The 22,363-nt window shown below is 64.2% G+C and carries 22 protein-coding genes and 2 pseudogenes; 8 read left to right on the forward strand and 16 right to left on the reverse strand.

Features of this window, described 5'->3' with window-relative positions; translation table 11 throughout:
• Positions 1-9: 9 nt before the first annotated feature.
• From SCLO_RS08735 to SCLO_RS08800, 14 genes are all read right to left on the reverse strand, one after another.
• Positions 10-276 carry a helix-turn-helix domain-containing protein gene (locus tag SCLO_RS08735; protein WP_045811379.1) on the reverse strand — a complete coding sequence of 89 codons (267 nt, stop codon included), beginning with the start codon at positions 274-276 and terminating at the stop codon, positions 10-12.
• 307 nt (positions 277-583) lie between these two features.
• On the reverse strand, positions 584-910 hold the full coding sequence (locus SCLO_RS08740) for a DUF736 domain-containing protein (protein ID WP_041535876.1): 327 nt from the start codon (positions 908-910) through the stop codon (positions 584-586).
• A gap of 572 nt (positions 911-1,482) precedes the next feature.
• Complete coding sequence (locus SCLO_RS08750; protein ID WP_066522441.1) at positions 1,483-1,923, reverse strand: hypothetical protein; 441 nt, start codon at positions 1,921-1,923, stop codon at positions 1,483-1,485.
• Between the two features lie 137 nt (positions 1,924-2,060).
• The gene (locus SCLO_RS23310) at positions 2,061-2,228 is read right to left on the reverse strand and encodes a hypothetical protein (RefSeq protein ID WP_169800605.1); all 168 of its coding nucleotides are present in this window, start codon (positions 2,226-2,228) and stop codon (positions 2,061-2,063) included.
• 281 nt (positions 2,229-2,509) lie between these two features.
• Positions 2,510-2,932, reverse strand: coding sequence for a type II toxin-antitoxin system VapC family toxin (locus tag SCLO_RS08755; RefSeq protein WP_066522444.1), 423 nt, complete (start codon positions 2,930-2,932; stop codon positions 2,510-2,512).
• Positions 2,929-3,183 (reverse strand): FitA-like ribbon-helix-helix domain-containing protein, encoded by a 255-nt coding sequence (locus SCLO_RS08760; RefSeq protein ID WP_066522447.1) that lies wholly within the window; start codon positions 3,181-3,183, stop codon positions 2,929-2,931. Before SCLO_RS08760 ends, SCLO_RS08755 begins: the two co-directional genes overlap by 4 nt.
• A gap of 86 nt (positions 3,184-3,269) precedes the next feature.
• Positions 3,270-4,196, reverse strand: coding sequence for a DUF2493 domain-containing protein (locus SCLO_RS08765; protein ID WP_096362113.1), 927 nt, complete (start codon positions 4,194-4,196; stop codon positions 3,270-3,272).
• A 348-nt stretch (positions 4,197-4,544) separates the two neighbouring features.
• Complete coding sequence (locus tag SCLO_RS08770; RefSeq protein WP_066522394.1) at positions 4,545-5,582, reverse strand: DUF7146 domain-containing protein; 1,038 nt, start codon at positions 5,580-5,582, stop codon at positions 4,545-4,547.
• Positions 5,582-9,901 (reverse strand): strawberry notch family protein, encoded by a 4,320-nt coding sequence (locus SCLO_RS08775; RefSeq protein ID WP_096362114.1) that lies wholly within the window; start codon positions 9,899-9,901, stop codon positions 5,582-5,584. Before SCLO_RS08775 ends, SCLO_RS08770 begins: the two co-directional genes overlap by 1 nt.
• Before the next feature lie 159 nt (positions 9,902-10,060).
• Positions 10,061-10,357: a hypothetical protein gene (locus SCLO_RS08780; protein WP_066522337.1), complete on the reverse strand. Its 297-nt coding sequence runs from the start codon at positions 10,355-10,357 to the stop codon at positions 10,061-10,063.
• Positions 10,354-10,620 (reverse strand): DUF6117 family protein, encoded by a 267-nt coding sequence (locus SCLO_RS08785; RefSeq protein ID WP_066522335.1) that lies wholly within the window; start codon positions 10,618-10,620, stop codon positions 10,354-10,356. The genes SCLO_RS08780 and SCLO_RS08785 overlap by 4 nt, the downstream gene beginning before the upstream one ends.
• Complete coding sequence (locus SCLO_RS08790) at positions 10,617-11,033, reverse strand: hypothetical protein (RefSeq protein WP_066522333.1); 417 nt, start codon at positions 11,031-11,033, stop codon at positions 10,617-10,619. The genes SCLO_RS08785 and SCLO_RS08790 overlap by 4 nt, the downstream gene beginning before the upstream one ends.
• Before the next feature lie 131 nt (positions 11,034-11,164).
• Positions 11,165-13,285: a ParB/RepB/Spo0J family partition protein gene (locus SCLO_RS08795; protein WP_066522331.1), complete on the reverse strand. Its 2,121-nt coding sequence runs from the start codon at positions 13,283-13,285 to the stop codon at positions 11,165-11,167.
• A gap of 161 nt (positions 13,286-13,446) precedes the next feature.
• The gene (locus SCLO_RS08800; protein WP_066522295.1) at positions 13,447-14,409 is read right to left on the reverse strand and encodes an ArdC family protein; all 963 of its coding nucleotides are present in this window, start codon (positions 14,407-14,409) and stop codon (positions 13,447-13,449) included.
• A gap of 241 nt (positions 14,410-14,650) precedes the next feature.
• On the opposite strand from SCLO_RS08800, the gene SCLO_RS08805 reads away from it, so the two are divergent.
• From SCLO_RS08805 to SCLO_RS08820, 4 genes and pseudogenes are all read left to right on the forward strand, one after another.
• Complete coding sequence (locus SCLO_RS08805; protein WP_047820979.1) at positions 14,651-15,244, forward strand: DUF6088 family protein; 594 nt, start codon at positions 14,651-14,653, stop codon at positions 15,242-15,244.
• Positions 15,237-16,253: a nucleotidyl transferase AbiEii/AbiGii toxin family protein gene (locus tag SCLO_RS08810; RefSeq protein WP_066522297.1), complete on the forward strand. Its 1,017-nt coding sequence runs from the start codon at positions 15,237-15,239 to the stop codon at positions 16,251-16,253. Before SCLO_RS08805 ends, SCLO_RS08810 begins: the two co-directional genes overlap by 8 nt.
• Positions 16,254-16,266: 13 nt before the next feature.
• Complete coding sequence (locus SCLO_RS08815) at positions 16,267-17,814, forward strand: ATP-dependent nuclease (protein ID WP_231923397.1); 1,548 nt, start codon at positions 16,267-16,269, stop codon at positions 17,812-17,814.
• 262 nt (positions 17,815-18,076) lie between these two features.
• Positions 18,077-18,583 (forward strand): annotated as a pseudogene (locus SCLO_RS08820) (tyrosine-type recombinase/integrase); the annotation flags it as partial.
• Here the strand turns inward: SCLO_RS08820 and SCLO_RS24515 are convergent.
• Positions 18,495-19,595, reverse strand: coding sequence for an IS110 family transposase (locus SCLO_RS24515; RefSeq protein WP_456154410.1), 1,101 nt, complete (start codon positions 19,593-19,595; stop codon positions 18,495-18,497). The pseudogene SCLO_RS08820 and the gene SCLO_RS24515 sit on opposite strands and share 89 nt — an antisense overlap.
• On the opposite strand from SCLO_RS24515, the pseudogene SCLO_RS24520 reads away from it, so the two are divergent.
• The 4 genes and pseudogenes from SCLO_RS24520 to SCLO_RS08850 all read left to right on the forward strand — a co-directional run.
• Positions 19,545-19,691: pseudogene (locus SCLO_RS24520) on the forward strand (IS110 family transposase); the annotation flags it as partial. The gene SCLO_RS24515 and the pseudogene SCLO_RS24520 overlap by 51 nt on opposite strands.
• A gap of 146 nt (positions 19,692-19,837) precedes the next feature.
• A complete protein-coding gene (locus tag SCLO_RS08840; RefSeq protein WP_231923398.1) occupies positions 19,838-20,146 on the forward strand; it encodes a nucleotidyl transferase AbiEii/AbiGii toxin family protein in 309 nt (102 codons plus the stop codon).
• A gap of 28 nt (positions 20,147-20,174) precedes the next feature.
• A protein-coding gene (locus SCLO_RS08845; protein ID WP_096362115.1) for an IS5 family transposase occupies positions 20,175-20,935 on the forward strand; the annotation gives its coding sequence in 2 pieces (ribosomal slippage) (positions 20,175-20,508 and positions 20,508-20,935; 762 coding nt in all).
• An 86-nt stretch (positions 20,936-21,021) separates the two neighbouring features.
• Positions 21,022-21,690: an IS110 family RNA-guided transposase gene (locus SCLO_RS08850; protein ID WP_197705133.1), complete on the forward strand. Its 669-nt coding sequence runs from the start codon at positions 21,022-21,024 to the stop codon at positions 21,688-21,690.
• On the opposite strand, the gene SCLO_RS08855 is transcribed toward SCLO_RS08850, so the two are convergent.
• Positions 21,576-22,121, reverse strand: coding sequence for a nucleotidyl transferase AbiEii/AbiGii toxin family protein (locus tag SCLO_RS08855; RefSeq protein WP_231923399.1), 546 nt, complete (start codon positions 22,119-22,121; stop codon positions 21,576-21,578). The two genes, SCLO_RS08850 and SCLO_RS08855, sit on opposite strands and share 115 nt — an antisense overlap.
• Positions 22,122-22,363: the final 242 nt, after the last annotated feature.

A 22,363-nucleotide genomic window follows, 5' to 3' on the forward strand; every position in this document is an offset into this window, starting at 1 on the left:
GCCCACAGGTCAGCGTAAGCCTGTAGATCGGTTCGGCTTGTTTCCGCGATCATCGACCAGCAGCACTCCTTGCCCTCGGTCGGTCGACAGGAAGACGATGCCGGCAGCTTCCAAGGCCCTGCGTGCCTGATCGCGCGTCGTCTCGTACACATCGAGCCCGCTTTCGGATTCGAGGCGCTTGAGCGCGGTCAGCGATAGGCGGGCCTTGTCAGCGAGCGTCTCCTGTGTCCAACCCAGCAACGCGCGTGCGGCCCGTGATTGTCGGGCGGTGATCATGCATGATCACCTCCCATCGCAACCGGCGCGCGCTCCAGAACTACGGCTATTTTAGTCGTATTGGCCCGTTTCTGCCAGCTCAAAGAGGTTGCCGAAGGGCCGTGTCGTGCTGGCGCCGATTTGCTGTTTCGGTCAATCGAGGCGTTGTCGTCAGTGAAACGAAGGTTCTGCGGGCTGGCTTTTGCAGTAAAGCTGGAAGAGTGCGCCTTCGGTGTGACCCAACTATTTGGGGCACGCGTCTGCGATCGGGTGCGATTTGAGCAGGAAGGCGGCCCCGACCTTTCGGCCGGGGCCTCGTGAAGCCGCCTCAGTCTGCGCGGCGGCCGTTGGGGCGGGACCAGATCAGCGAGTAACCTTCGCCGTCTTCGTCATCGAAGAGGTTGGCGTAGATCGGAGCGTTGAAGCTCGGATCGTCGAGCTTGAGGCCCAGATAGTCGCGGCCCTCGTTGGAGCGCTTGGACCAGGCGGCGCCGATCTCGGCGCGGCCGACCAGGACCCGGTGGCTGGGGGCGTTCTCGCCGCTGGCGCGCAGGTCGGGGACGATGCGCACGCCCTTGGCCTGGACGCTGAGGGTGACGATTTCGCCGCCGAATTCGTTCGAGCCGGTCTTCTTGAAGGTGCCGATGGTCGCCATTGTAAGTCTCCGTTTTCCGTTTCGAGCCCGCACCATTGCGGCCTCGATGGCGATCGACCGGACGGAGGCGAGCGACGACACATCGCTTGCGACCGCAGCAAAGCGGAGGATGGCGCAGGCGCGACTTTGTTGTTTCGCGAGGAATGACGGCGCAGCCGGCAGGGGAAGAAAGTCGGGGCCAGCCGTTGTGGCTTAGGCGCTCGAGGCAAAGCCGTCCTTCGGCCAGATCAGGCCATTGAAGAGGCTGTTTTGGTGCGGGTGCTGGACGGATCGACGGCGGAGACGGCGGCGACCTTCGCATTCGCCCGGGAAGTCCGATCGGCGATCACAGGCGTAGACCTCCCTCGAACAGACCTGCGCTGCGCATTTCGCCATTCCGCCAGCTCTGACGGAACGCCTCGACGCTGAGGATCTGCCGGCCACGACGTCGTTGCCGCGCCGATGCGCTCCATCGTTCCGTGACAGGTGGGCGCAGCCGATCCTTCGCGATGCCGCTTCCCCATCGGGCGACCAGATGGCGTGGGGGACAAAGGCATGTGCCGCTGGATCCCGCCGCGATGGGCGCTGCGGGTTTAGGCGTGGGACACATGCTCGGCAGATGGGCCGGAGGCCGCCATTCCAGTGATGCGCACGAAGGCGACGATGCCGACCGCGATCGCTCCGATGACCGAGAACACGGTCTGCCATGTCTCCGACGGCATGGTGTGCTTCACGATGCCATGGGTGGCATGGAACCCGGCGACGACGGCCGGGGCGACGAAGGCTGCGGCGATGAGCAGGCGTGCCCAGGTCGGACGGACGGTGGCGAGCAGGAATTGGCCGATGCCGAAGGTCAGGCCGGCGGCGACAAAGCCGACGACAATCGCGCCGAGCCAGCCCGCGCCGGTGCCGTAGGCCCATGTGCCGGCAGACACGCCCGCGAAGAACGGAAGAGCGAACACCGCAAGCGTGAAAAGGAGCCAGCAGAGGAAGCCGATGGCGGCGATGCTGAGGAGAATGCCGATGAAGATCATGGTGGTGTCTTTCGTCAAATGTCAGACGGACGCGCCACCACCACCACCACCACGGCGCACGTGCGAGATTAGCAGAATTCGAGCCACGGGGGGAGCAGAAGCGTGAAGCGTCCGCCGACTGCGCGACCCGGTTCGCCTCAGGAGGCGAAGGGGTCAATTTCGCCGACGATGGCGTTTTCATCGCCATCATATTCCGACGCCGGGGTGACGGAGAGCGTGCCGTCTCCGGCGCGATAGATGACGATGGCTGCCATCAGGGTTGTAGCGAGGCTGAAGGCGAAGGCGTGAGCGGTTTGGAAGGGCATCGACCTGGCTCCTGTTTGAGCGGAGGTCCATCCCCCGCTGACAGGCGCCCGAAGAGTTCGGCCGGTGGCCGCAATCACCGTGCAGGCGAAGCCGGAGCGGCGGCACGCTATGCGTAGTCCGACCCTTTACGGGTTGATGGCGTCAGGCCATCGGCTGAACCCAAGGATCAGCGTCTTGAAGCGGGGGTGGTCGTCCGATCAGGAGACCGGGTTGTCTGCATGCAGCGAGGACTGTTGCTGCCGGCTCGGCTGACCTCACCTGCGCTGCCGGTGGCCGGATGTCAGCGCCCGGCCTTCCAGGGATCGATGACCGTGACATTCGCGGCCTCGAATGCGCTGTTGTCGCGCGTGGCGACGGCAAAACCCTTGGCGGCTGCGATCGCCGCGATGTAGCCGTCGGGAGTAGGGAAGCCTTTGCCGGCCGCCCGGGCTTTGACGGCGAGATCCGCATAGCGGCGCGCAGCATCGACATCGAACGGGAGGATGCGGTCTGCGAACAGTTCCATCACCCCATCCAGGGCTTCGGTGAGACGCTCCTTGCGCTTGCCCTCGGGGAGCGCGCCGATGCCGAACATCAGCTCGGCGATGGTGACGCTGGAGAGAAAGAGCGTTTCCGCTACCTGCTCGTCGAGCCATGCGCGCACGGCCTCGTCGGGAGCGGGCTTCATCACCTCCGATACGACATTGGTATCGAGGAGGATCATTCGAAGCTCATCGGCTTGGCGGGCGCCATGTCACGAGCCGGGTCGAGGGCCTCGACATCCTCATTGGTCAAGCCGAGGCGGCGGCTGCGTTCCGCGAGCGCCGTGCCGAGCCGGAGGCGCGTATCGGGACGAACAGCCATTTCGAGGATGTCGCGCATTTCCGCTTCGGCGCTGCGGCCGTGCTGCGCCGCCCGCACCTTGAGGGCGCGGTGCGTCGCGTCGGACAGATTCCTGATCGTAACTGCGGGCATGATAGCGCCTCCTGCAAGTTTGACAGCGATGATAGCATCATATGAGAATTGCTATCATTTTTCAAGGCAGCTGGTCCTGGCGGCGCTCACGCGCCGCCCGAGCCGAAGCGATAGACCGGGATGCCCATCTTGCGGGCCTTATCGGCCAGGTTGTCCTGAATGCCCGTGCCGGGGAAGATCACGACCCCGATCGGCACGACGCTGAGCATCTGGTCGTTGCGTTTGAAAGGTGCCGCCTTGGCGTGCCTGGTCCAGTCGGGCTTGAAGGCGACCTGCGGCACCTTGCGGCTATCGGCCCAGCGCGAAGCGATCTTTTCGGCGCCTTTCGGCGAGCCGCCGTGCAACAGCACCATGTCCGGGTGCTTGGCATGGATCTGATCGAGCTTGGCCCAGATATGCTTATGGTCGGCGGTGTCGCCACCCGAGAAGGCGATCTTCGGCCCGGCTGGCACGAGCACCTCGCTATCTGCGCGCCTCCTGGCGGCGAGGAAATCGCGGCTGTCGATCAGCGACGCGGTGAGGTGGCGATGGTTGACCCGCGATCCGGTGCGTTGCGACCAGGGTGAGCCGGTGGCGACGCGATAGCGCTCGGCGGCAGCCTCGCGGAAGGTTTCCATGCCGTCGCGGCGGTCGATCAGGTTCATGCCGATGTCGATGAGGCGCTCGAGCTGGAGGGATTTCACCTCGGAGCCGTCCTGTTCGCGCTGAAGCTGCTTTTGCGCTTGCTCGTTGTCGTCGAGCTTCTGTTCGATCCGGTCCACCGCGCGGTGGAAGATGTTGACGGTCGACCAGAGCAGATCGGGGAGATCGAAATCGAGGCTCGTGTCCGTGATCGTGGCGACGAGGGCGTCGAATATGTCGGCGACGGCGCCTTCGATGGTGCGGTCTTCCGGTGGCGGGCGTTGGTCGAGTTCGTCTTCGGAAGGACGATAGCCGTGGAGTTGCAAGTCCTGGATCAGCTGGTCGGTCGGGGATGATTCGTGGTGCGGTTCGTAGTCGTCGTGCTCGCTCATGGAATGCTCCGTCGGATTGGACCGCGACCGTCGCGGCCTTCATGGCGACGAAGCCGTCGGGCGGGACAGACCTGCACCCGGAGCGCAGCGAAGGGCCGAAGCGTCAGCGTAGGATGGCGAAGGCAGGCGATTTTGTTTCGCGATGGAAAGGCGCGGGTTCGGGGTCCCCAGGCGGCTTGCCGCATGGGGTGGGCCTGGGCCGCCGGAAAATCGTCGGCCGCAGCCATTGCCTTGTCCGGCCCGGCTGACGGCCGATCGCCCTCTCGAAGGCCGAGGCGCGGTCCTCTTTCCGTCGCTGCGCATCCACTCGGACATGACCGCTGCGCGCAGCCCTTCAGCCCTTTCCGGCTACGCTGCCCGGGTAATGAAGCGGGCAACGTCCTCCGGTGCGAGTTGCACCCGGATACCAGCGCGGAGCGCATCAATGCCGAGACGCTGGAGATCCTCGTTGAAGTCCCCGAGCGCCGGCGACAATGGAATGGCCTCGATGCCCTCGGCGTTCGTGCGTTCGATCAGCACGTCGCGCGCGCCGTCACCGGCTGGATCGTCATCGCGGACGATATAGAGCCGCCGCAGAGTCGATGGGAACAGGATGGCCGCCAGATGCGCCGCCGAGAGCGCCGGGGCCATGGCCATTTCGGGCAAGACCTGCCGGAGCGACAGCATGGTCTCGATACCTTCGCCTGCCGCCATCACGCTGCCGGGCACACCGAGGCGGACGGCCGCCCCAAGCAGATCGCCCATTGCCTTGCGCGGAGTGTCGATCGGCGCCTTGTCCGAGCCGTCGGGCGCGAGCCAGGTGCGGTGTGCGCCGGTGATCTTGCCATTGAGGTCGGTCACGGCGGCGACCATGGCGGGCCAGGTCTCGGTCGGGCCATCGTCGGGTCTGTAATAGCAGCGCGGATGGAAGCGCAGGCTGCCGGTTCCGTGCAGAAGCGTAATGCCGCGTCGGCGCAGATACGTCTCCACGACAGTGCCTGCGATCGGCTGCGACATCGCGAACAGTCGCCGTGCGGCCTCGGCCGATCCCGAAGGAGCCGGGGCAACGCCGCGCCTTGGCGCCGCGGGTTCCGGTTCGGGGTGCGGCAGGCTGAGAAAGCTGCGGGCCTCATCGGTGACATCGGGAAAGTCGGTGAGGCCGAGCGATTCACGGATGAGGTCGAGAAGATCGCCATGTTCGCCGGTGGCGGCGTCGGTCCATTTGCCCGCGCGGCCCTTGGGGCTGTCCTTCAGCCGGACGAACATCGAGCGGCCCTTGGTGTTGCGGACATCGCCAACCTGCCAATAGTTGCCTTGGCGCTGCCCATTCGAAAGATAGTGGCGGCAAACCGCCTCGGCCTGCCGGCCGAGACGGTGCGCCAGATCGGAAGCGTCCTGCCGTGCCATCACGCCGCCTCGCGCTCGCTGATGCGCTCGATGGCGTAGGTGTCGAGCAGCTTGCCGAGGACGGCGGGACCGGAGGCGCCGACCGGCACGAAGAAGCGCAGCTTCCACGAAATGATCTCGCTGAAGAGACCGTAGGCGCGCAGGCGATCCCGCATTGTGTCGCTGAACCCCGACAACTCGATGCGGTTCGCGCCCATGACGCGCGCGCGGCGAAGCTGGAGCCCGTCAGCCAGGTCGAGGATGGTGCGGCCGTCCACCAACGCCGCATAGGCGTCGTCGCTGCTGAGATTGGTGGTTCCGGTCGAGGCGGCGTTGGCGGCCCAGGCGGGCGAAACCCGCCGTCCGATGATGCGTTCGCCATCATCGGTCTGAAGCCGATAGACGCGCGTCGACTCGTTGGGCAGGCGCTTCCACACGGGCAGTAGCAAACCGCTGACCATGTGGATCGTACCGTCGGTGAACGCGGGCACCTCGTCGACCTCGCGCTGCCAGACGGCGGCGAAGGTGTCGCGCTCGGCCTCCTGCCAATGGCTGTCCGCCATCATGTCGAGGGTCGCATGATGCTGTTCCATCGGCCGGATCAGCCGGACGCGGCGCTCGATCTCGCCATCGTCGAGCATGATGGACGGCGCGGATAGCTGAACAGCGGCGCGGCCCGAGCGCACGTTGACGAGCAGCCTGGCCTGCGGATCGTCGAGCCAGCCGAGCGCCGCATCGAGTGTGGTCGGCCGATTCCGGCGACGTTCCGTGATTGTAAGCAGCCGCGTCTGCGCAGCTGTCGCTGGGTGCGTGTAGATGGTCGTGCGTTCGGTGACGACGAAGCTCTCCGCCGTCAGTGTCTCCAGCCCGACATCATAGACGCCGCTGGCGATGGCTCCCGCCACCTTGGCGTCGAGCAGTTGCTCGAAGGCGGTGAAGAGGATGCCCTGAAGCTCGATGGTGAGCGCCAGCAGGCGGTTCAGGAATGTGGTGATCGGTGGCAAGTCGTCCTTGATGCCATTGTCGTCCATCAGCTTCAGACCAGTCGCGGCCTCGAAACGCCCCAGCGAGCACCCCTCGACCTTGCCGCGGACGATCAGGAGGTAGAGCTGGCGCAGCGCATCGCGGGCGTAGCTCGATTCCAGATTATCCTCGGGCCGGAACAGGCCCTGACCGCCGGTCTGGCGCTGACCGCGCGTGATCGCACCCAGCGTGTCGAGCCGCCGTGCGATCGTGGACAGGAAGCGCTTTTCGGCCCTCACGTTCGTGGCGATCGGGCGGAACAGCGGCGGCTGCGCCTGATTGGTGCGATTGGTGCGGCCCAGGCCCTGGATGGCGGCGTCGGCCTTCCATCCGGGCTCCAGGAGGTAGTGGACACGCAGGCGCTGGTTCTTCGCCGACAGCTCGGCGTGATAGCTGCGGCCGGTGCCGCCGGCGTCGCTGAACACGAGGATGCGCTTCAGGTCGTCCATGAAGGCCGCCGTTTCCGCGAGGTTGGCGGAGGGCGCCCGGTTCTCCACGGCGCAACGCTCGCCCTTGCGGACGATGCGCCGCGAGCGGCCGGTCACCTCGGAGACCATATCTGTGCCGAAGCGCTGTACGATCTGGTCGAGCGCCCCCGGAACGGGAGGCAAAGACGCAAGACGCTCGATCAACTCGTCACGGCGCGCGACAGCTTCGCGGCTCTCGACGGGGTGGCCGTCGCGATAGACCGGGCGCGAGGACAGATTGCCCTCGCCATCCGTGAACGGCTCGTAGAGCTGGACCGGGAAGGAATGGGCCAGATAGTCCAGAACATATTCGCGCGGCGTGATGTCGACGCGAATATCGTTCCATTCCTCGGTTGGGACTTCCGCCAGCCGGCGCTCCATCAGCGCTTCGCCGGTCGAGACGATCTGGACGACAGCGGCGTGGCCATCATCCAGGTCACGTTCGATGGACCGGATCAGCGTGGGCGTTTTCATCGACGTGAGCAGATGGCCGAAGAAACGCTGCTTGGCGGACTCGAAGGCCGAGCGGGCGGCGGACTTGGCCTGGCGGTTCAGTGTGGCTCCCCCGCTATCTGGGTTGCCGGTGATGTTGGCCGCCTGCATCGCGGCGTCGAGATGATTGTGGATGACGGCGAAGGCGCTGGCGTAGGCATCGTAGATACGCCGCTGCTCGTCGGTCAGGGCGTGCTCGATCAGCTCATATTCGACGCCATCGTAGGAGAGCGAGCGGGCGGTATAGAGGCCCAGCGCACGCAGATCGCGGGCGAGCACTTCCATGGCCGCGACACCGCCGTCCTCGATCGCCTCGACAAATTCAGCGCGGGTGGCGAAGGGGAAATCCTCACCGCCCCACAGGCCGAGCCGCTGGGCATAGGCGAGATTGTGGACGGTGGTCGCGCCGGTAGCCGACACATAGACGACGCGCGCGTTGGCCAGGGCGTGCTGAAGCCGAAGGCCCGCGCGTCCCTGCTGTGAGGCGGCAACGTCGCCGCGTTCTCCCTTGCCGCCTGCGGCATTAGCCATGGCGTGGCTCTCGTCGAAAATGATCACTCCATCGAAATCGGAGCCTAACCATTCGACGATCTGTCGGACGCGGGAAACCTTCTCACCACGGTCGTCGGACCGTAGCGTGGCATAGGTTGCAAACAGGACGCCTTCCGACAGCGTGATCGGCCGCCCTTGCGGGAAGCGCGACAGCGGCGTGACCAGCAGACGCTCCATGCCGAGCGCAGACCAGTCGCGCTGCGCATCCTCGATCAGCTTGTCGGATTTGGAGATCCAGACCGCCTTGCGGCGACCGCGCAGCCAATTGTCGAGGACGATGCCGGCAGATTGACGTCCTTTGCCGGCCCCGGTGCCGTCGCCGAGCATGAAGCCGCGCCGGAAGCGCACGGCGTTTTCGGCATCGGGCTTGGCCGCCCGCACGAGATCACAGGTCGCATCGACGGTCCAGGAGCCGGTGAGGAAGTCCGAATGGGCTTCGCCGGCATAGATGACGGTTTCGAGCTGGGCGTCCGACAGGAGATCGGTGATGTTCGCGGGCAGCATCGGCCGATAGGCGGGCTTGGGCGGTGCAACGCTCGCCATGGCCGCCGACTGCACGAGCTTGGTGGGGTGCGCCTGAGAACTGGCAATACGGATTGACTGCAATCCGTATTCTTCATAGATCGCGTCCGTGAGATGGGCGCTTTCCGGCGGCGTCCAGTCCATCGTGTCGTAGGCGAGTTCAACGCCCTGCGGGTCCATGGTGGAGCGTGCGGCCGGACGCTCCGTGGCGGTGCGCGCGAGATAACCCCGCACGGTGCGGGGCGCCGAACCCGACACGGGCGGCGCGATGTCGGGCAGTGCGACCGGCAGGCGCGGTGGAATCTGCGCTTCGATCCATGCGAGCAGCGTAGCGACGTCGGGCGCAAGGCCGGCGGAACCAGGGAACGCTGCCGGGTCTTCGGCCGGCAGCTTGTCGATGACGGTGAGCCGCGTTTCGATGCTCGTGCCATGCTTGGCATAGACCGAGCCGTGGATCGCCGCGGTGAAGACGACGCGGCCACGCTCCTGAAGCCGAACGAAGGTGTCGCGCCAGGCCGGTTGCTCGGGGCCGAAGTTCGCGCCGGTGATCGTCACCAGACGCCCACCATCGGCAAGCCGCGCCAGGGCCGAAGCAGCATGACGCGCAGCGGCGTCGGCGACCCGACCGGAGACGTTCGCCATCACCGAGAAGGGCGGATTCATCACGATGACGGAAGGGACGGCGCACGCCGGAAGGTGGTCGTCGATCTGGGCGGCGTCACACCGCGTGACGGCAAGGACTGGAAAGAGCTGGCCAAGTAGATCGGCGCGGGTTTCCGCCAGTTCGTTGACGAGCAGCGAGCCGCCGCTGATCTCGGCGAGGATGGCGAGAATACCAGTGCCTGCCGACGGCTCCAGCGCGATGTCGTGCGGTGTGATCGCGGCGGCCGCGATAGCGGCGAGGCCGAGCGGGACTGGCGTCGAGAATTGCTGAAGCGCCTGGGCTTCCTCGGAGCGACGGGTGTGCGTCGGCAGAAGGCCGGTGATTTTCGACAGGGCAGAAAGCCGTGCAGCCGGAGTGCCGGCTTTACGGAAAAGCGCACGTCCGTATTTGCGCAGGAACAGGACGGTCGCGCCTTCACAGGCTTCGTAGGCCGTCTTCCAGTCCCAGGCCCCGCTCGTGTCGGAAGCCTCGAAGGCCGTTTGCATGGCGATGCGGAGATTGGCGTTGTCGATCCGCTGGCCGCGTTCGAGCAGGGTGAGAAGCTGATGGGCGGCGGCGATGATGGCGGACGCGCGGGCAACGGGCGCAGCCGGACCGGCTACGGGGGACATGATGTTCATGGATCGGAACCTCGGAAGAGCGGGAACGGGAAGCCCGGACGGCGCTCTCTCTCGACCGCACGGACTCAAACACGTCCCGGCTGCCCTCTCACTCTCGAACACGTCGCTGCCAACATGAAAAAAGCGCCTCGGCCGAGCAGCAGAGGCGCTTTGAGGGGGTCAGGCCCAATGTCCGTCGGTGATCTCGCGGGCGACGAGCCTGCGCGCCTTGCGGATCAGGTCATCGCCGCTGGTGTCGATGTGCCCGAAGAACCGGGCGCGCGCGCCGTTCGCGGTCCAATCGGCATAGGCGCAATATTCGCGAGCCTCGGCCCGGAAGGCCCGCATGTCGCTGGCCCAATGGGGCTTGGGTTCCACGACGACGGTGATGCCGTCTCTGGTTTCCAGCCAGGGAAGCGAGCGCTCTGCGGGCGGTCGCTCACGATCGGCGGCGAAGATGGCGTCGATGTCCATCATGGCGCTTCTCCGGGCGTGCCCGGATGGATGAAGCCGCCAGGATCGCCTGGGTCGGGCGGCAGGTAGGCGTCATAGGGATTGCCGTCGGCGAGGTGGCCGAAGGGCGTGAAGACGAAATCACCATCGTCTCGTCCCACCGCGCAGATGACGTAACGCGGAGCGCCGGTCACGGCATCAAGGCATTCCATGAGCGCAAGGTTGCCGTCACCGGCAGCGCGCAGCAGCGTCTGAAAATTGCTCCGGGCATAGGAAGGGATGCTCATAGCGGGCCTCCCTCGTTGGAGAGGGTCTGGTCGAGCCAGCCATCGGTGTAGATCCAGTCCACGGTCTCTCCGGTGGCGAGATCGAGAACATGCGCGCCGCCGCCGAAGCCGTCGAGCCGGGGCTTCGAGCAGGTGTTGGCATATTGGAAACCCCAGCGACCGGTCAGACCGAACTCTGCGGCGCAGCGCTTCACGAACTGGATCAGGCGCTCGGGATCGCCGGTGACGTCGTCGTGCATCCAGAGCTGCGTGCCGCCATGCTCGGGCTGGATCGAGAGGAGGAAGCCCTCGGAAGGCGGTTCTTCCGATGCGCTGGCCTCGGAGAGGCGGTTGTAGAGGTCGAGCGCGCGGGCGGCGTTCTCGGGCGTGCCGACATCGAGCAGGCACGAGAAATGGGTGAAATAGTCGGCCATGAAAGGCTCCTGAAACGAGAATGCCCGGCCCGCACGGCACAGCCGTTCAGGCTGTCGAGCGTGGGACCGGGCGGTGTGGAAGATCGGGGTGAGATGCGCGGGACGAACGGCGCCGCCCCGCGCGATCCGCGCTATTCGGCGGCGACGGCGTGCTGGATTTCATCCTCGTCGGTGTCTTCGTCCTCGCCGTCCTCGGTGAGGAAGTCCGGCAAGGTGGTGTCTTCGCCGGTATCGGCCTGATCGCTGGACTCAAGCTGATCGCCATCGATGGACGCCAGGCGCAGCGGTTCGGGCAGCCAGCCGCTGTCGGCCAGAAGGCGCTCGGCTTCCTTGGCCATGTCGCCCTTCTTCATGTGGTCGATGAGCTGCGCGGCCCGCTCTCCGGCGCCTTCACGCACGGCTTCGAGAATGCGGGGCTTGGTCACGCGGCCGAGATAGTTGCCGACCGTGGGCTTCCAGCCTGCGGCCACCATGTCCATGTCCGTAGCCCGCGCGAGCCGGTCGGCCTGCGCCAGACGCACGTCGAGGCCATGCTGGCTGACGCCCGAGCCGGAATAGGGGTTCGGACGCTCGAACAGCGCATTGACGCCGTAGCTGACGCAAAGCGCCAGCAGCTCCAGGCGCGTGCCGTCATCGAGATCGGTCAGCCAGGCCCAGAGCGCCTGATCGTCAGCGGGGATGTGATCCCCCCAGCGTTCGTGGCGTTCGTTGACCGCCTGCGCCGATGGGCTGTCCTTCAATTCCTCGGACTGGGCCGAGAAGAAGATGTGGCGGACATTGGCCTCGAGGCAACCGGACGGGTTGGTGTGGATGAAGGTGTCGCTCAGAAGCTTGTGCAGCAACATGGTCATGGCGACGTGCGGATGTTCCGCCAGCGCGTTGCGCAGCGCCAGGGTGCGATGGGCGGTCAACTCGATCACGAGACGCTCGGGCAACGGCTTGATGCCGTCTTCCTCATCATCCTCGGGCTCGGCGGGCTTGCCGCCGATGGTGATGACCGCGCGTTGGACGGCCGGCGTATCGGGCTGGTCGCCCCCGGACGCCTCGCCGTCGGGCTCGGCCTGGGGCTCATCCTCGGCGCGGACATAACCGCGGTCGATCGACAGCGAGCCGTCGGCGTCGAGGCTGACGAAGGCGCCGGCGATTGCGATGTCGGCCTGATCGTAGCTGACGGGGCGGTTCTCGAAGGCCTCCAGGGCCTGCTCGATCTCGCCGAGACGTTGATCGATCACGTCGGGTAGCTCGTCGGCCTCGGAATATTCCGCTTCGATCCGGTCATATTCCTCGCGCAGCGCTTCGTGGGTCGCACGCTCCTCGTCGGTCAGATCGACCGCAACGCCGGCGAGTTCACGCAGGCCGTGGTCGTGGCCATAGGGGAAGCTCACCGCGACCTCGATCCACTTCCAGCCTTCCTCGGCGATCTGATCGGCGGTGGCTTTCAGCTTCTCCGCCACCATACGGTCGAGCAGGACGGGGTCTTGCAGCCAACCGCCGTCGTCGGATTGGAACAGATCGCGCAGTACGATGCCGCCTGCGGCCTCGTAGGCATCGACACCGACGAAAATGGCCCGCTTGTCCGAGGCGCGAACCGCGGTCTCGGTCAGCATCCGCCGGATCTGATAGGGCTCCTTCTGCCAGCTATCCTTGATCGCGTCCCAGACCTGTTCCTGACGGGCATGGTCGGGGCTGACGGTGAAGGCCATGAGCTGTTCGAGCGTCATGCCGTCATCGGCATAGATTTCGAGCAGGGTCGGCGAGACGGAGGTGAGGCGCAGGCGCTGCTTTACCACGGTGACGCTGACGAAGAAGGCGGCGGCGATGGCCTCCTCGGTCATGCCCTTGTCGCGCATGGCCTGAAAGGCGCGGAACTGGTCGAGCGGATGGAGCGGTGCGCGTTCCATGTTCTCGACCAGCGACACTTCGTCGACGAGGATGTCGCTGTTGGCGTCGCCGATGACGCAGGGCACCGTCGCCGTCTTGGCCAAACGCTTCTGCTTCACGAGCAGTTCGAGTGCGCGATAGCGGCGACCGCCGGCAGGCACTTCGAACATTCCGGTCTCCGCGCCATCGGCGTCGAGGACGGGACGGACATGGAGGCTCTGGATGAGGCCGCGCCGGGCGATGGACTCGGCCATTTCCTCGATCGAGACGCCGGCCTTGACGCGGCGGACGTTGGACTGGCTCAGCACCAGCTTGTTGAAAGGGATGTCGCGCGCCGACGACAGGGTGATCTTCTGGATGGCACTCGCCATGATCTTTACTCCGCGACGGGCGGCCGGGAGACTCTCTCTCGACCTCCAACCCGTCACGAAGCGAAGCGCCGCCCTCTCACTCTAAGCAGGGCAGCGCCGCAGAAGCGGAAAGGCGTGAAGCCGGAGACCTGCTTTCCCGCCTTTCCGGTATTCATATTCGATCACGCCGCCTGCCGTTCGTCGCCGGCCATGGTGTCGTCCGGGCCGAGATCGGCGTCGGGCAGGAAGCCGAGCAGCCAATCGGCCGCCTTGCTCGCCTGGGAGGCGGCGCGGACGATGGCGCGATTGTCCTCGCGCAGCACCTCCATCCAGGCGCCGATATAGTCGGCATGGCGGACGGTGGGCACGATGCCGAGAGACGCGCAGCAGAAGGCCGCGTTGATCTCGGCCACCAGCTCCTCGAAGGCGTATTTCTTCGTGCCGAAGCCGCCGGTCAGGTCGCGACCGAGCCGGGAGGCATGGCCGCTGGCGTGCCCGAGTTCGTGCAGGGCCGTGCGGTGCCAGTTGATCGGCTCGAAATAGGCCTGCGGCGACGGCACCTGCACATAGTCGTGCGCCGGCACATAGAAGGCGCGATCGCCGCCGATGCGGAAATCGATGCCCGTCGCTTCGATCAGAGCCTCGACGCGCGGCTCGATGAGGCCAGGCGGCGGCGGTGGAGCGATGGCGGCGATGTTGTCCGGCAGGCCGTCGCATTGCGCGGCGTTGAAGACGGTGAAGCGCTTGAGGAAGGGAATCGCGGCGGCGTCCTCGCCGGTCTCGTGGGCTCGGCGCTTCTCGTCCTCCGGCGTGAAGCGGTCGGCATAGACGACGGTCGTGCCGTGCTCGCCCTTGCGGACATTGCCGCCCAGCGACAGCGCCTGGCGGAAGGTGAGCCAACTCTGGCCGGGGAAGCCGTGCTGGATCACCGCCCCCCAGAGGATGAGCACGTTGATGCCGGAATAGTGCCGTCCGGTCGCAGCGTTGCGGGGCATGGCGAGCGGCGCCTTGGCCGCGGCCGATCCCCATGGCTGGACCCAGGGCGCGCGGCCCGCCTCAAGCTCAGCGATTATCTTGTCGGTGATGTCGTCATAGAGGCTCGCCCGGCCTGAACTGGCGCGGGCGCCGTGGTTTTTCCTGAACATCGCGGTTCTCCGCGACGGGCGCCGGAGACCTCTTCTCCAGCCCTCAACCCGTCACGGGAAACCCCGTCCGCACTCTCACTCTATGGGGGGCGTTGCGGGGATCTCCCCGCAGAAGGGGTCGGGCGAGACCCAAGGCTCTACCGCAGGGGAAGGCTTTCCCCCTTGTCCCAGCTTTCCGTCCCGGACGTGTTTCCTTGAAAACTGTCAGAAAACTGCGTATGTTCCTGACAGGAGAAAGACGATGACACGGCTGACCGAACAGATTCTGTCGCATATGGCGGGTTTGCCCGAGGGCGCTTCTGTGTCCGCTAAGGGGCTGCTCCATCTCGGCAATCGCGCCGCGGTGGACCAGGCCTTGTCGCGTCTGGCCGAGCGCGAACAACTCATCCGGGCTGGGCGCGGTGTCTATCTCCGCCCCGTCGCCAGTCGATTTGGGACGCGCGCGCCGTCGGTGGAACAGGCTGTGGAAGCCCTTGCCAGCCAGCGTGGCGAGACCATCGTCTCGAACGGTGCGGCGGCCGCAAACGCCCTTGGCCTGACAACGCAGGTGCCGGTTCGCTCAGTCTATCTGACCTCCGGGCGCAGCCGGAAGATGAATCTCGGCAAGCAGGTCGTGGAATTGCGCCATGCCCCGCGCTGGCAACTGGCTCTGGCCAACCGGCCGGCGGGAGAGGCCGTCCGGGCCTTGGCCTGGCTCGGCCCGGAGAAAGCCGAAACTGCGCTCAGGACATTGAAGCGAAAGCTGCCGCCTGGCGCCTTTGGCGAATTGGTGGCGGCCGCGCCGCAGCTTCCGACATGGTTGGCGCAGAGTGTCGGGAAGGCGGCCTATGGCTGAAACCTTCCTGCTCCTCTCGGCTCAGGATCGCCGCGACGCCCTTGGCGTCGCGGCGGATCGTTCGGGGCGGCCCGCGCATCTGCTCGAAAAGGACGTCTGGGTGGTGTGGGCGTTGAGCACGCTTTACACGGCGCCGCTTGGTGAACATCTGGTGTTCAAGGGCGGCACATCGCTGTCGAAAGCCTATCAAGTCATCCATCGGTTTTCGGAGGATGTGGATCTGACTTACGACATTCGGGCCATTGCGCCCGACCTGGTCGGGGACAATGGCGAGGGCCTGCCGAAAACGCGAAGCGAGGAAAAGCGCTGGTCAAGCGAGGTTCGTCGCCGGCTACCGGAATGGGTTGGTGCTGTCGTGCAGCCGGTGATCTCCGACGCCCTGGCAACGGAAGGTTTGGCTGCGGCGATCCGCGTCGAAGGTGATCGGCTCTTTATCGACTACGAACCGACCGCAGTCGGATCGGGTTATGTCGCCCCCAGCGTCATGCTGGAGTTCGGCGCGCGGTCGACGGGCGAGCCGGCCAGTCTGCGCGATGTTGTCTGCGATGCCTCTGGCCTGATCGATGGCCTGATATTCCCGACAGCGCGTCCGCGCGTCATGCACGCCGAGCGGACGTTCTGGGAGAAGGCGACCGCCATCCATGTCTTCTGCCACCAGGACCGGCTGCGCGGGGACCGCTTCGCCCGGCACTGGCATGATGTCGCCCGGCTCGATGAAGCCGGTCTTGCGGAAACGGCCTTCGCAGATCGCGAACTGGCGAGCGCGGTTGCTCGCCACAAGTCGATGTTCTTTGCGGAGAAGGCCGCTGATCGCTCGCCAATCGATTATGCGGCGGCCGTCAACGGCGGCTTGCAACTCGTCCCTGTCGGCGATGGCGCGAAGGCGCTGGAGGAAGACTACATTCGTATGGTCGAGGATGGACTACTCTTCGATGACGCAGAGCCGTTCGACGCGCTGATGGCGCGATGTATAGATATAGCTATGCGGGCTAACCGAATGGGAGCCTAAAGGGGGGCGGGCGTTGAAGATATTCTCGGTAGTGATCGAAAATTTTCGCGGCATCCAGTCGGCCAAACTGGTGCTGCCTGATCACGCCGTACTGATCGGCGACAACAATACCGGCAAATCGTCTGTATTCGAAGCGATCGATCTCGCCTTGGGGCCGGATCGGCTGAGCCGGCGACCACCCGTGGATGAGCATGATTTCTATCAGGGGCGCTATCTTCCCATCCCAAACCCCGATGCTCCCGAGGGCGCAGAGCCAGCTCCAGCTCCGAAAATCACGGTCGAGGTGACGATCACCAATCTGTCGCCCGAGCAGGAGGCGCGATTTGGAGCCAACGTCGCGTGGCTGAATACTGCAACCGGAGACTTCTATCGGGAAGCGAACCCGGCCGGGGTCGATGTTGCCGAGATCAAGGCGGCGCTGCGCGTCACATTCGTCGGTCAATACGATCCTGATGAGGATGACTTCGTCGGCAACAGCTATTTCACGCGCAGCCTTTCGGAGGATGACACGCCGGCATCGTTCTCGAAGAAAGACAAGCAGCACTGCGGATTTCTTTTTCTGCGGTCGTTGAGGACGGGGTCTCGGGCGCTCAGCTTGGAACACGGCAGCCTGCTGGACATCATCCTCCGGCTGAAGGAAATCCGGCCGCAGATGTGGGAAGGGACGATCGGAACGCTCGCAGCCTTCGATGTCGCCAGCGACCCGGCCATCGGCATCTCGGGCGTGCTTGAGAGCATCGACAAGGCGCTGAAGAAATATGTTCCGCGCGAATGGGGTGTGAAGCCGCATCTGAAGGTGTCGAACCTGACGCGCGAGCATTTGCGAAAGGTGATTACCGCGTTCATCGCCACGGGCGCGGGGGATCATGCCGCTCCCTTCTTCCGGCAGGGAACGGGGACGATCAACATGCTGGTGCTCGCAATGCTGTCACAGATCGCCGAGGACAAGCAGAATGTCATCTTCGCTATGGAGGAAGCTGAAACAGCTATTCCGCCATACGCGCAGAAGCGGATTGTTCATGAACTGCGCAAGCTATCGGCGCAGTCGCTCTTCACGTCGCACTCGCCGTATGTGCTCGAAGAGTTCAGCCTTGACGAAACCGTCATCCTCTCGCGATCAGACAATGGCCAGTTGAGCCAATCCAAGATCGATTTGCCGGAGAGCATAAAACACAAGCGCTACCGGCAGGATTTCCGAACTCGGTTTTGTGAGGGGCTCCTTTCGCGCCGTGTTCTCATCGCTGAAGGTGCGACAGAGGCGGCTTCTTTCCCGGTCGTTGCGCGGCGTTTGGCGGAGCTTAATCCGGCCACCTATGTGTCTTTGGAGGCCTTGGGCGTCTGCGTAATCGATGCCGGAAGCGAGACGCAGATCGCCGACCTTGGGGCTCTATATAAAAGCCTCGGGAAGCGGACCTTTGCGTTGTGCGACAAGCAGTCCGATGCGGCCAAGGCTGCCATTGAGGCCCAGGTGGAATGCCTGTTCATGCACGACGAGAAGGGAATGATTTTTGCCCCTCCGGCAGTATCCGATTATACGCCGAGGTACGTCATAAGCATTTGAATAACAGATATAAAAATGTCATCGTCTATCGCCCTCTATCGAGGGGCAGTGCTCCGGTTTGACGGTATAGTGGACGGTATGGGTGAACTTGTTCGGTTAGAGATTTCGCTATACCGTCATGACCAAGAGAGCCGCTGACGGTATAGTTTTTGGCCTTAAGGCATTGAAAGAGCGAATGAAATTCACTTTCAGTGACCCCAGTTTTGGGCTGACGGTATAATCGGTGCCTCTCTGCTGTTTTTGGACAGATTTGGAGGTCTCCATGCTCACGGACACAGCGATTAAGGCGCTGAAAGCACAGAAGAAATTGTATAAGGTGAGTGACCGTGACGGTATGTACGTCGTGGTCCAGCCGTCCGGGGCGATCGTGTTTCGGTACGACTATCGACTCAACGGACGGCGCGAGACGCTGACGCTCGGCCGATACGGCCCTGACGGCCTCTCACTTGCCAGGGCTCGCGAGAAGCTGATCGATGCGAAGCGGGCCATTTCAGAGGGGCGGTCGCCTGCTCAAGAGAAGCAGCATGACAAGCGGCGACTGAAGGAGGCGAAGCGGTTCGGCGAGTTCGGCGAAAAGTGGTTCCAGGAGTCGCGCATGGCGGACAGCACGCGGGCTATGCGGCGCTCCATCTACGAGCGCGACATTCTGCCGACATTCCGAAACAGGCTCCTAACGGAGATCACGCCGGACGATCTCCGTATGATGTGTGGGAAAGTGAAGGATCGCGGCGCTCCAGCCACGGCCGTCCATGTGCGCGATATCGTGAAGCTGATCTTTGCATTCGCCATCCTTTATGGCGAGAAGGTCGCCAACCCAGCGGATGAGGTTGGGCCTGCGTCCATCGCGACCTTCGTGCCGAAGGATCGGTCCCTATCGCCCGCGGAGATGGCTCCTCGATCGCCGTAAAGAACGACAGGGCAGTAATGGCGCCGATGCCGGGCACCGCCATGAACCGCCGACATACAGGGTTGGCGGCGGCAAGGGCTTCCAGTTCGGTTTCGATCCGCACCACATCCCTCTGGAGCCGCTCGCACAGGTCGAGCACTGGCAGGATGCGCGGTCGCAGGTTGATGCCTTCGCGATCCTGGATGATCAGCAACTGCTCGACGACACGGTCGCGATAGGTAGCCGATGACTTGGCGCCAGGCTCGACCCGCCCACCATAGACACGCAACAAGCCGCGGATCATGTTCTCGTTGGCCAGGCGCTGCTGCACCAGGCGATGACGCATGATGAGCTGGGCGCGCACCTCGAAGCAGGCGGCGCTCTTCACATAGACCTCGGTCAGATAGTCGCGGCCGGTGCGCGTGATCTCGGCAATGCCGCGTGCGTCATTGGTGTCGGTCTTGTTGCGCTTGGGGGGAGCTTCCGCTTCAATGTTTTCAGGGCGGCTTCCGCCTTCTCCGGTCCAAGCCAGGCCAGCGCGCGCACTGCCTCGCCAGCCGGCTTGTGAGCCAGGGCGAGTTGCCAGCGTGGAGCGTGGCGAAGTTCGACGACCTGCTTGCCGAGGTTCATCGTCCGGCTGCGGCCGGGTGTGGTTTAGCTGAGGTCTTTTCTCTCCTGCCAATGGGCGCACGATGGTGCTGCACGATGGAAGGGAGAAGACGCGATGACGAAGAAGATCACGAACCCCGAGATCCTGGCGATCCGGGCAGCAGCAGAAGTAGACCCGGCATGTGGCCGCGTCTGGGTAGGCCTTGATGTCGGCCTCAAGTCGACATCGGTCTGTGTGCTGGATCGAGATGGCAAGGTCGTCCACCAGGTTTCGATGAAGACGCATCCGACCGAGATCGGGCGCTACCTCGCGAAGAACTTCGCCTCGAACGTGGCTGTCGTCGGCATGGAGACGGGGGCGATGTCGGCACATCTCGCCGGCGGGCTGCGCAAGCAGGGCCACCAGGTCGCCGTGATGGACGCGCTGCAGGTCCACCGGGTGCTATCGCTCATCCACTTTCAGCGAGCTGGTCGCGGCAGCGCCGCAGCTTCCGACCTGGCTGGCGCGCAGCGTGGGCAAGGCCGCACATGGCTGATGCCTTTCTCCACCTCTCGGTCGAGGACAGGCGCGAGGCGCGCGGCGGTGCCGCCGATCGCTCCGGCCGGCCGGCGCACCTTCTCGAGAAGGACGTGTGGGTGGTCTGGGCGCTCGCCACCCTTTACGGCTCGGCGCTCGGCGAACATCTGGTTTTCAAGGGTGGTACGTCGCTGTCCAAGGCCTATCAGGTCATCCGACGGTTTTCTGAGGATGTCGACGTGACTTACGACATCCGGGCGATTGCACCGGATCTAGGGTCAGGACTTATTAAATCTCTTGCCGAGCAGGCGATTGGTTGATTCAATGTTGGCGTGAGGAGGCGTCGTCATGAGTGATTTGATCTGGCTGTCGGAGGCGCAGATGCGCCGGATCGAACCATATTTTCCGCTGTCTCACGGTGTTCCGCGGGTGGATGATCGCCGGATCATCAGCGGCATCATCTTCGTCATCAGGAACGGCTTGCGATGGCGCGATGCGCCCGCCGACTATGGTCCGCCCAAGACGATCTATAATCGTTTCATCCGGTGGAGCCGGCTCGGGGTGTTCAACAAGATTTTCTCCGCCCTTTCGGCGCAGGGCGGCAAGCCAGACCAGTTGATGATCGATGCGACCCATCTCAAGGCACATCGGACAGCCGCCAGTCTGTTAAAAAAGGGGCTGTTCCCAGACGTATCGGACGCACCAGAGGCGGCCTGAACTCGAAGCTCCACGCCGTGTGCGACGGCCAGGGTAGGCCACTGGTCATGCTGCTGAGTGAGGGCCAGATGAGCGACTACAAAGGAGCAGCCTTGATGCTCGACGCTTTGCCCCATACCAAAGCCCTGCTCGGCGATCGAGGCTATGACGCCGACTGGTTCCGCAAGGCGCTCGCCGAACGCAACATCGCGGCCTGCATCCCGTCAAAGAGAAATAGGAAGGCCCCGATCCCGCACGATGCTGTGCTATATCGCCAGCGCCACAAGATCGAAAATATGTTCGGCAGGCTCAAGGACTGGCGGCGCATCCACACTCGCTATGACCGATGCGCCCACACCTTCATGTCCGCCATCTGCATCGCCGCAACCGTCATCTTCTGGATCAATCAATGAGATGGGGTGGTTGCCGCCCTCCCTGACGGCATCACGATGTGCCAGCATAATTTTGGTTCAAGCTACGCACAGAGAGGACGGCAACCATGAGTATCGATACGATGATTGGTGTGGACCTGGCGAAGTCTGTTTTCCAGATTCACGGGGCGTCGATGAACGGCGAGATACTGTTTCAACGCAAGCTGTCGCGGCAGGCCTTTAGCGTGTTCATGGCTCAACACTCAGCTGCCGTGGTCGTCATGGAGGCGTGCGGTAGTGCCCATTACTGGGCCCGTTTGTTGAGCGGATTTGGTCACGAGGTCAGGCTGATCGCGCCACGCTATGTGCGGCCATTTGTGAAGCGGCAGAAGAACGACGCAGCCGATGCCGAAGCGATTGTGGTGGCGGCTCAACGGCCCGAGATGCGCTTTGTCGAACCCAAGAGCGTGGCTCAGCAGAGCGCGGCGATCCTGTATCGATCACGCCAGCGCCTTGTACGTCAGCGGACAGAGACAGTGAACGCCTTGCGGGCAGCCTTGTATGAGTTCGGGCATATCGTTCCTCAGGGCATTCAGCACGTCAGCCGCATTGGCGCGATCCTGGAGGCGCCCAATAGTGATTTGCCGACTTTGATGCGCGAGGAGTGCCTCGCGATGCTCGATCAGGTCGCGGCGCTCATGGTCTTGTGGCGCGCCACCGCATTCGCCAGGTCGCGATCGGCGGAGGCGGATGCCGCAAAACCGGCTTCGTCCAATCGTGCGACATCGTGCCAGTGACGAGCAAAGCGATCGCCGCGGAGCCGCTCCTGCAAGCAGAAGACATGGATGGCCGTCGCCTTCTCCCAGAAAGTTCGCTCCGCATGCATTACGCGCGGACGAGCCGTGGGAAACGTCACGCCCTCGATCAGGCCAGCCGCGTCGCAGGCGATGTCGCGTAAGCTCGCGGGCTCGCCCGTCGATCGTGCTCCGAATTCGAGCATCACGCTCGGCGCCACATAGCCAGAGCCAACCGTCGCGGCCTCGTAATCGATGAATAGCTTCTCGCCTTCGACGCGGATGGCGGCCGCCAAAGCCTCAGCCGCGAGCGCCTCTGCGATGATCGGCTGAACGCTTCCTTCAACCCACTCGGGCAGGCGCTTGCGCACCTCGCTGGACCAGCGTTTTTCCTCGCTACGGGTCTTTGGCAACGCTTCGCCGTTTTCGCCCACTAAGATCAGGACTTCTGTGGTTGCCGCCCGTGATGCAAGAGGGTTTTGACCTTCTGAACTGGTGATCGAGTGCGGTCTTCTGTCAGGCCTTGATTACGGCGCTTTCGAAGGCCGCTGGCCGGTATGGTGATCAGCGGATCAGGTCCAAATCTCATTGGCGAGCTTATCACTCAGAGTCCTGAACTGGTTTTCCTGATCCAGATCTGTTCGATCATTTTGCCCATTCGGGTCGTTGCCTTCTC

This window comes from Sphingobium cloacae, assembly GCF_002355855.1.
Lineage (GTDB): Bacteria > Pseudomonadota > Alphaproteobacteria > Sphingomonadales > Sphingomonadaceae > Sphingobium > Sphingobium cloacae.

Excerpts from the sequence above, each read along its gene's own strand:
- SCLO_RS08735 (WP_045811379.1), bottom strand. The coding sequence starts at position 276 with ATGATCACCGCCCGACAATCACGGGCCGCACGCGCGTTGCTGGGTTGG.
- SCLO_RS08795 (WP_066522331.1), bottom strand. The coding sequence starts at position 13,285 with ATGGCGAGTGCCATCCAGAAGATCACCCTGTCGTCGGCGCGCGACATC.
- SCLO_RS08805 (WP_047820979.1), top strand. The coding sequence starts at position 14,651 with ATGACACGGCTGACCGAACAGATTCTGTCGCATATGGCGGGTTTGCCC.
- SCLO_RS08785 (WP_066522335.1), bottom strand. The coding sequence starts at position 10,620 with ATGAGCATCCCTTCCTATGCCCGGAGCAATTTTCAGACGCTGCTGCGC.
- SCLO_RS08750 (WP_066522441.1), bottom strand. The coding sequence starts at position 1,923 with ATGATCTTCATCGGCATTCTCCTCAGCATCGCCGCCATCGGCTTCCTC.
- SCLO_RS08810 (WP_066522297.1), top strand. The coding sequence starts at position 15,237 with ATGGCTGAAACCTTCCTGCTCCTCTCGGCTCAGGATCGCCGCGACGCC.
- SCLO_RS08760 (WP_066522447.1), bottom strand. The coding sequence starts at position 3,183 with ATGCCCGCAGTTACGATCAGGAATCTGTCCGACGCGACGCACCGCGCC.
- SCLO_RS08790 (WP_066522333.1), bottom strand. The coding sequence starts at position 11,033 with ATGGCCGACTATTTCACCCATTTCTCGTGCCTGCTCGATGTCGGCACG.
- SCLO_RS08780 (WP_066522337.1), bottom strand. The coding sequence starts at position 10,357 with ATGATGGACATCGACGCCATCTTCGCCGCCGATCGTGAGCGACCGCCC.
- SCLO_RS08765 (WP_096362113.1), bottom strand. The coding sequence starts at position 4,196 with ATGAGCGAGCACGACGACTACGAACCGCACCACGAATCATCCCCGACC.
- SCLO_RS08740 (WP_041535876.1), bottom strand. The coding sequence starts at position 910 with ATGGCGACCATCGGCACCTTCAAGAAGACCGGCTCGAACGAATTCGGC.
- SCLO_RS08770 (WP_066522394.1), bottom strand. The coding sequence starts at position 5,582 with ATGGCACGGCAGGACGCTTCCGATCTGGCGCACCGTCTCGGCCGGCAG.
- SCLO_RS23310 (WP_169800605.1), bottom strand. The coding sequence starts at position 2,228 with ATGCCCTTCCAAACCGCTCACGCCTTCGCCTTCAGCCTCGCTACAACC.
- SCLO_RS08840 (WP_231923398.1), top strand. The coding sequence starts at position 19,838 with ATGGCTGATGCCTTTCTCCACCTCTCGGTCGAGGACAGGCGCGAGGCG.
- SCLO_RS08800 (WP_066522295.1), bottom strand. The coding sequence starts at position 14,409 with ATGTTCAGGAAAAACCACGGCGCCCGCGCCAGTTCAGGCCGGGCGAGC.
- SCLO_RS24515 (WP_456154410.1), bottom strand. The coding sequence starts at position 19,595 with ATGCGTCTTCATCGAAACCTGGTGGACGACCTTGCCATCTCGATCCAG.
- SCLO_RS08850 (WP_197705133.1), top strand. The coding sequence starts at position 21,022 with ATGAGTATCGATACGATGATTGGTGTGGACCTGGCGAAGTCTGTTTTC.
- SCLO_RS08775 (WP_096362114.1), bottom strand. The coding sequence starts at position 9,901 with ATGAACATCATGTCCCCCGTAGCCGGTCCGGCTGCGCCCGTTGCCCGC.
- SCLO_RS08755 (WP_066522444.1), bottom strand. The coding sequence starts at position 2,932 with ATGATCCTCCTCGATACCAATGTCGTATCGGAGGTGATGAAGCCCGCT.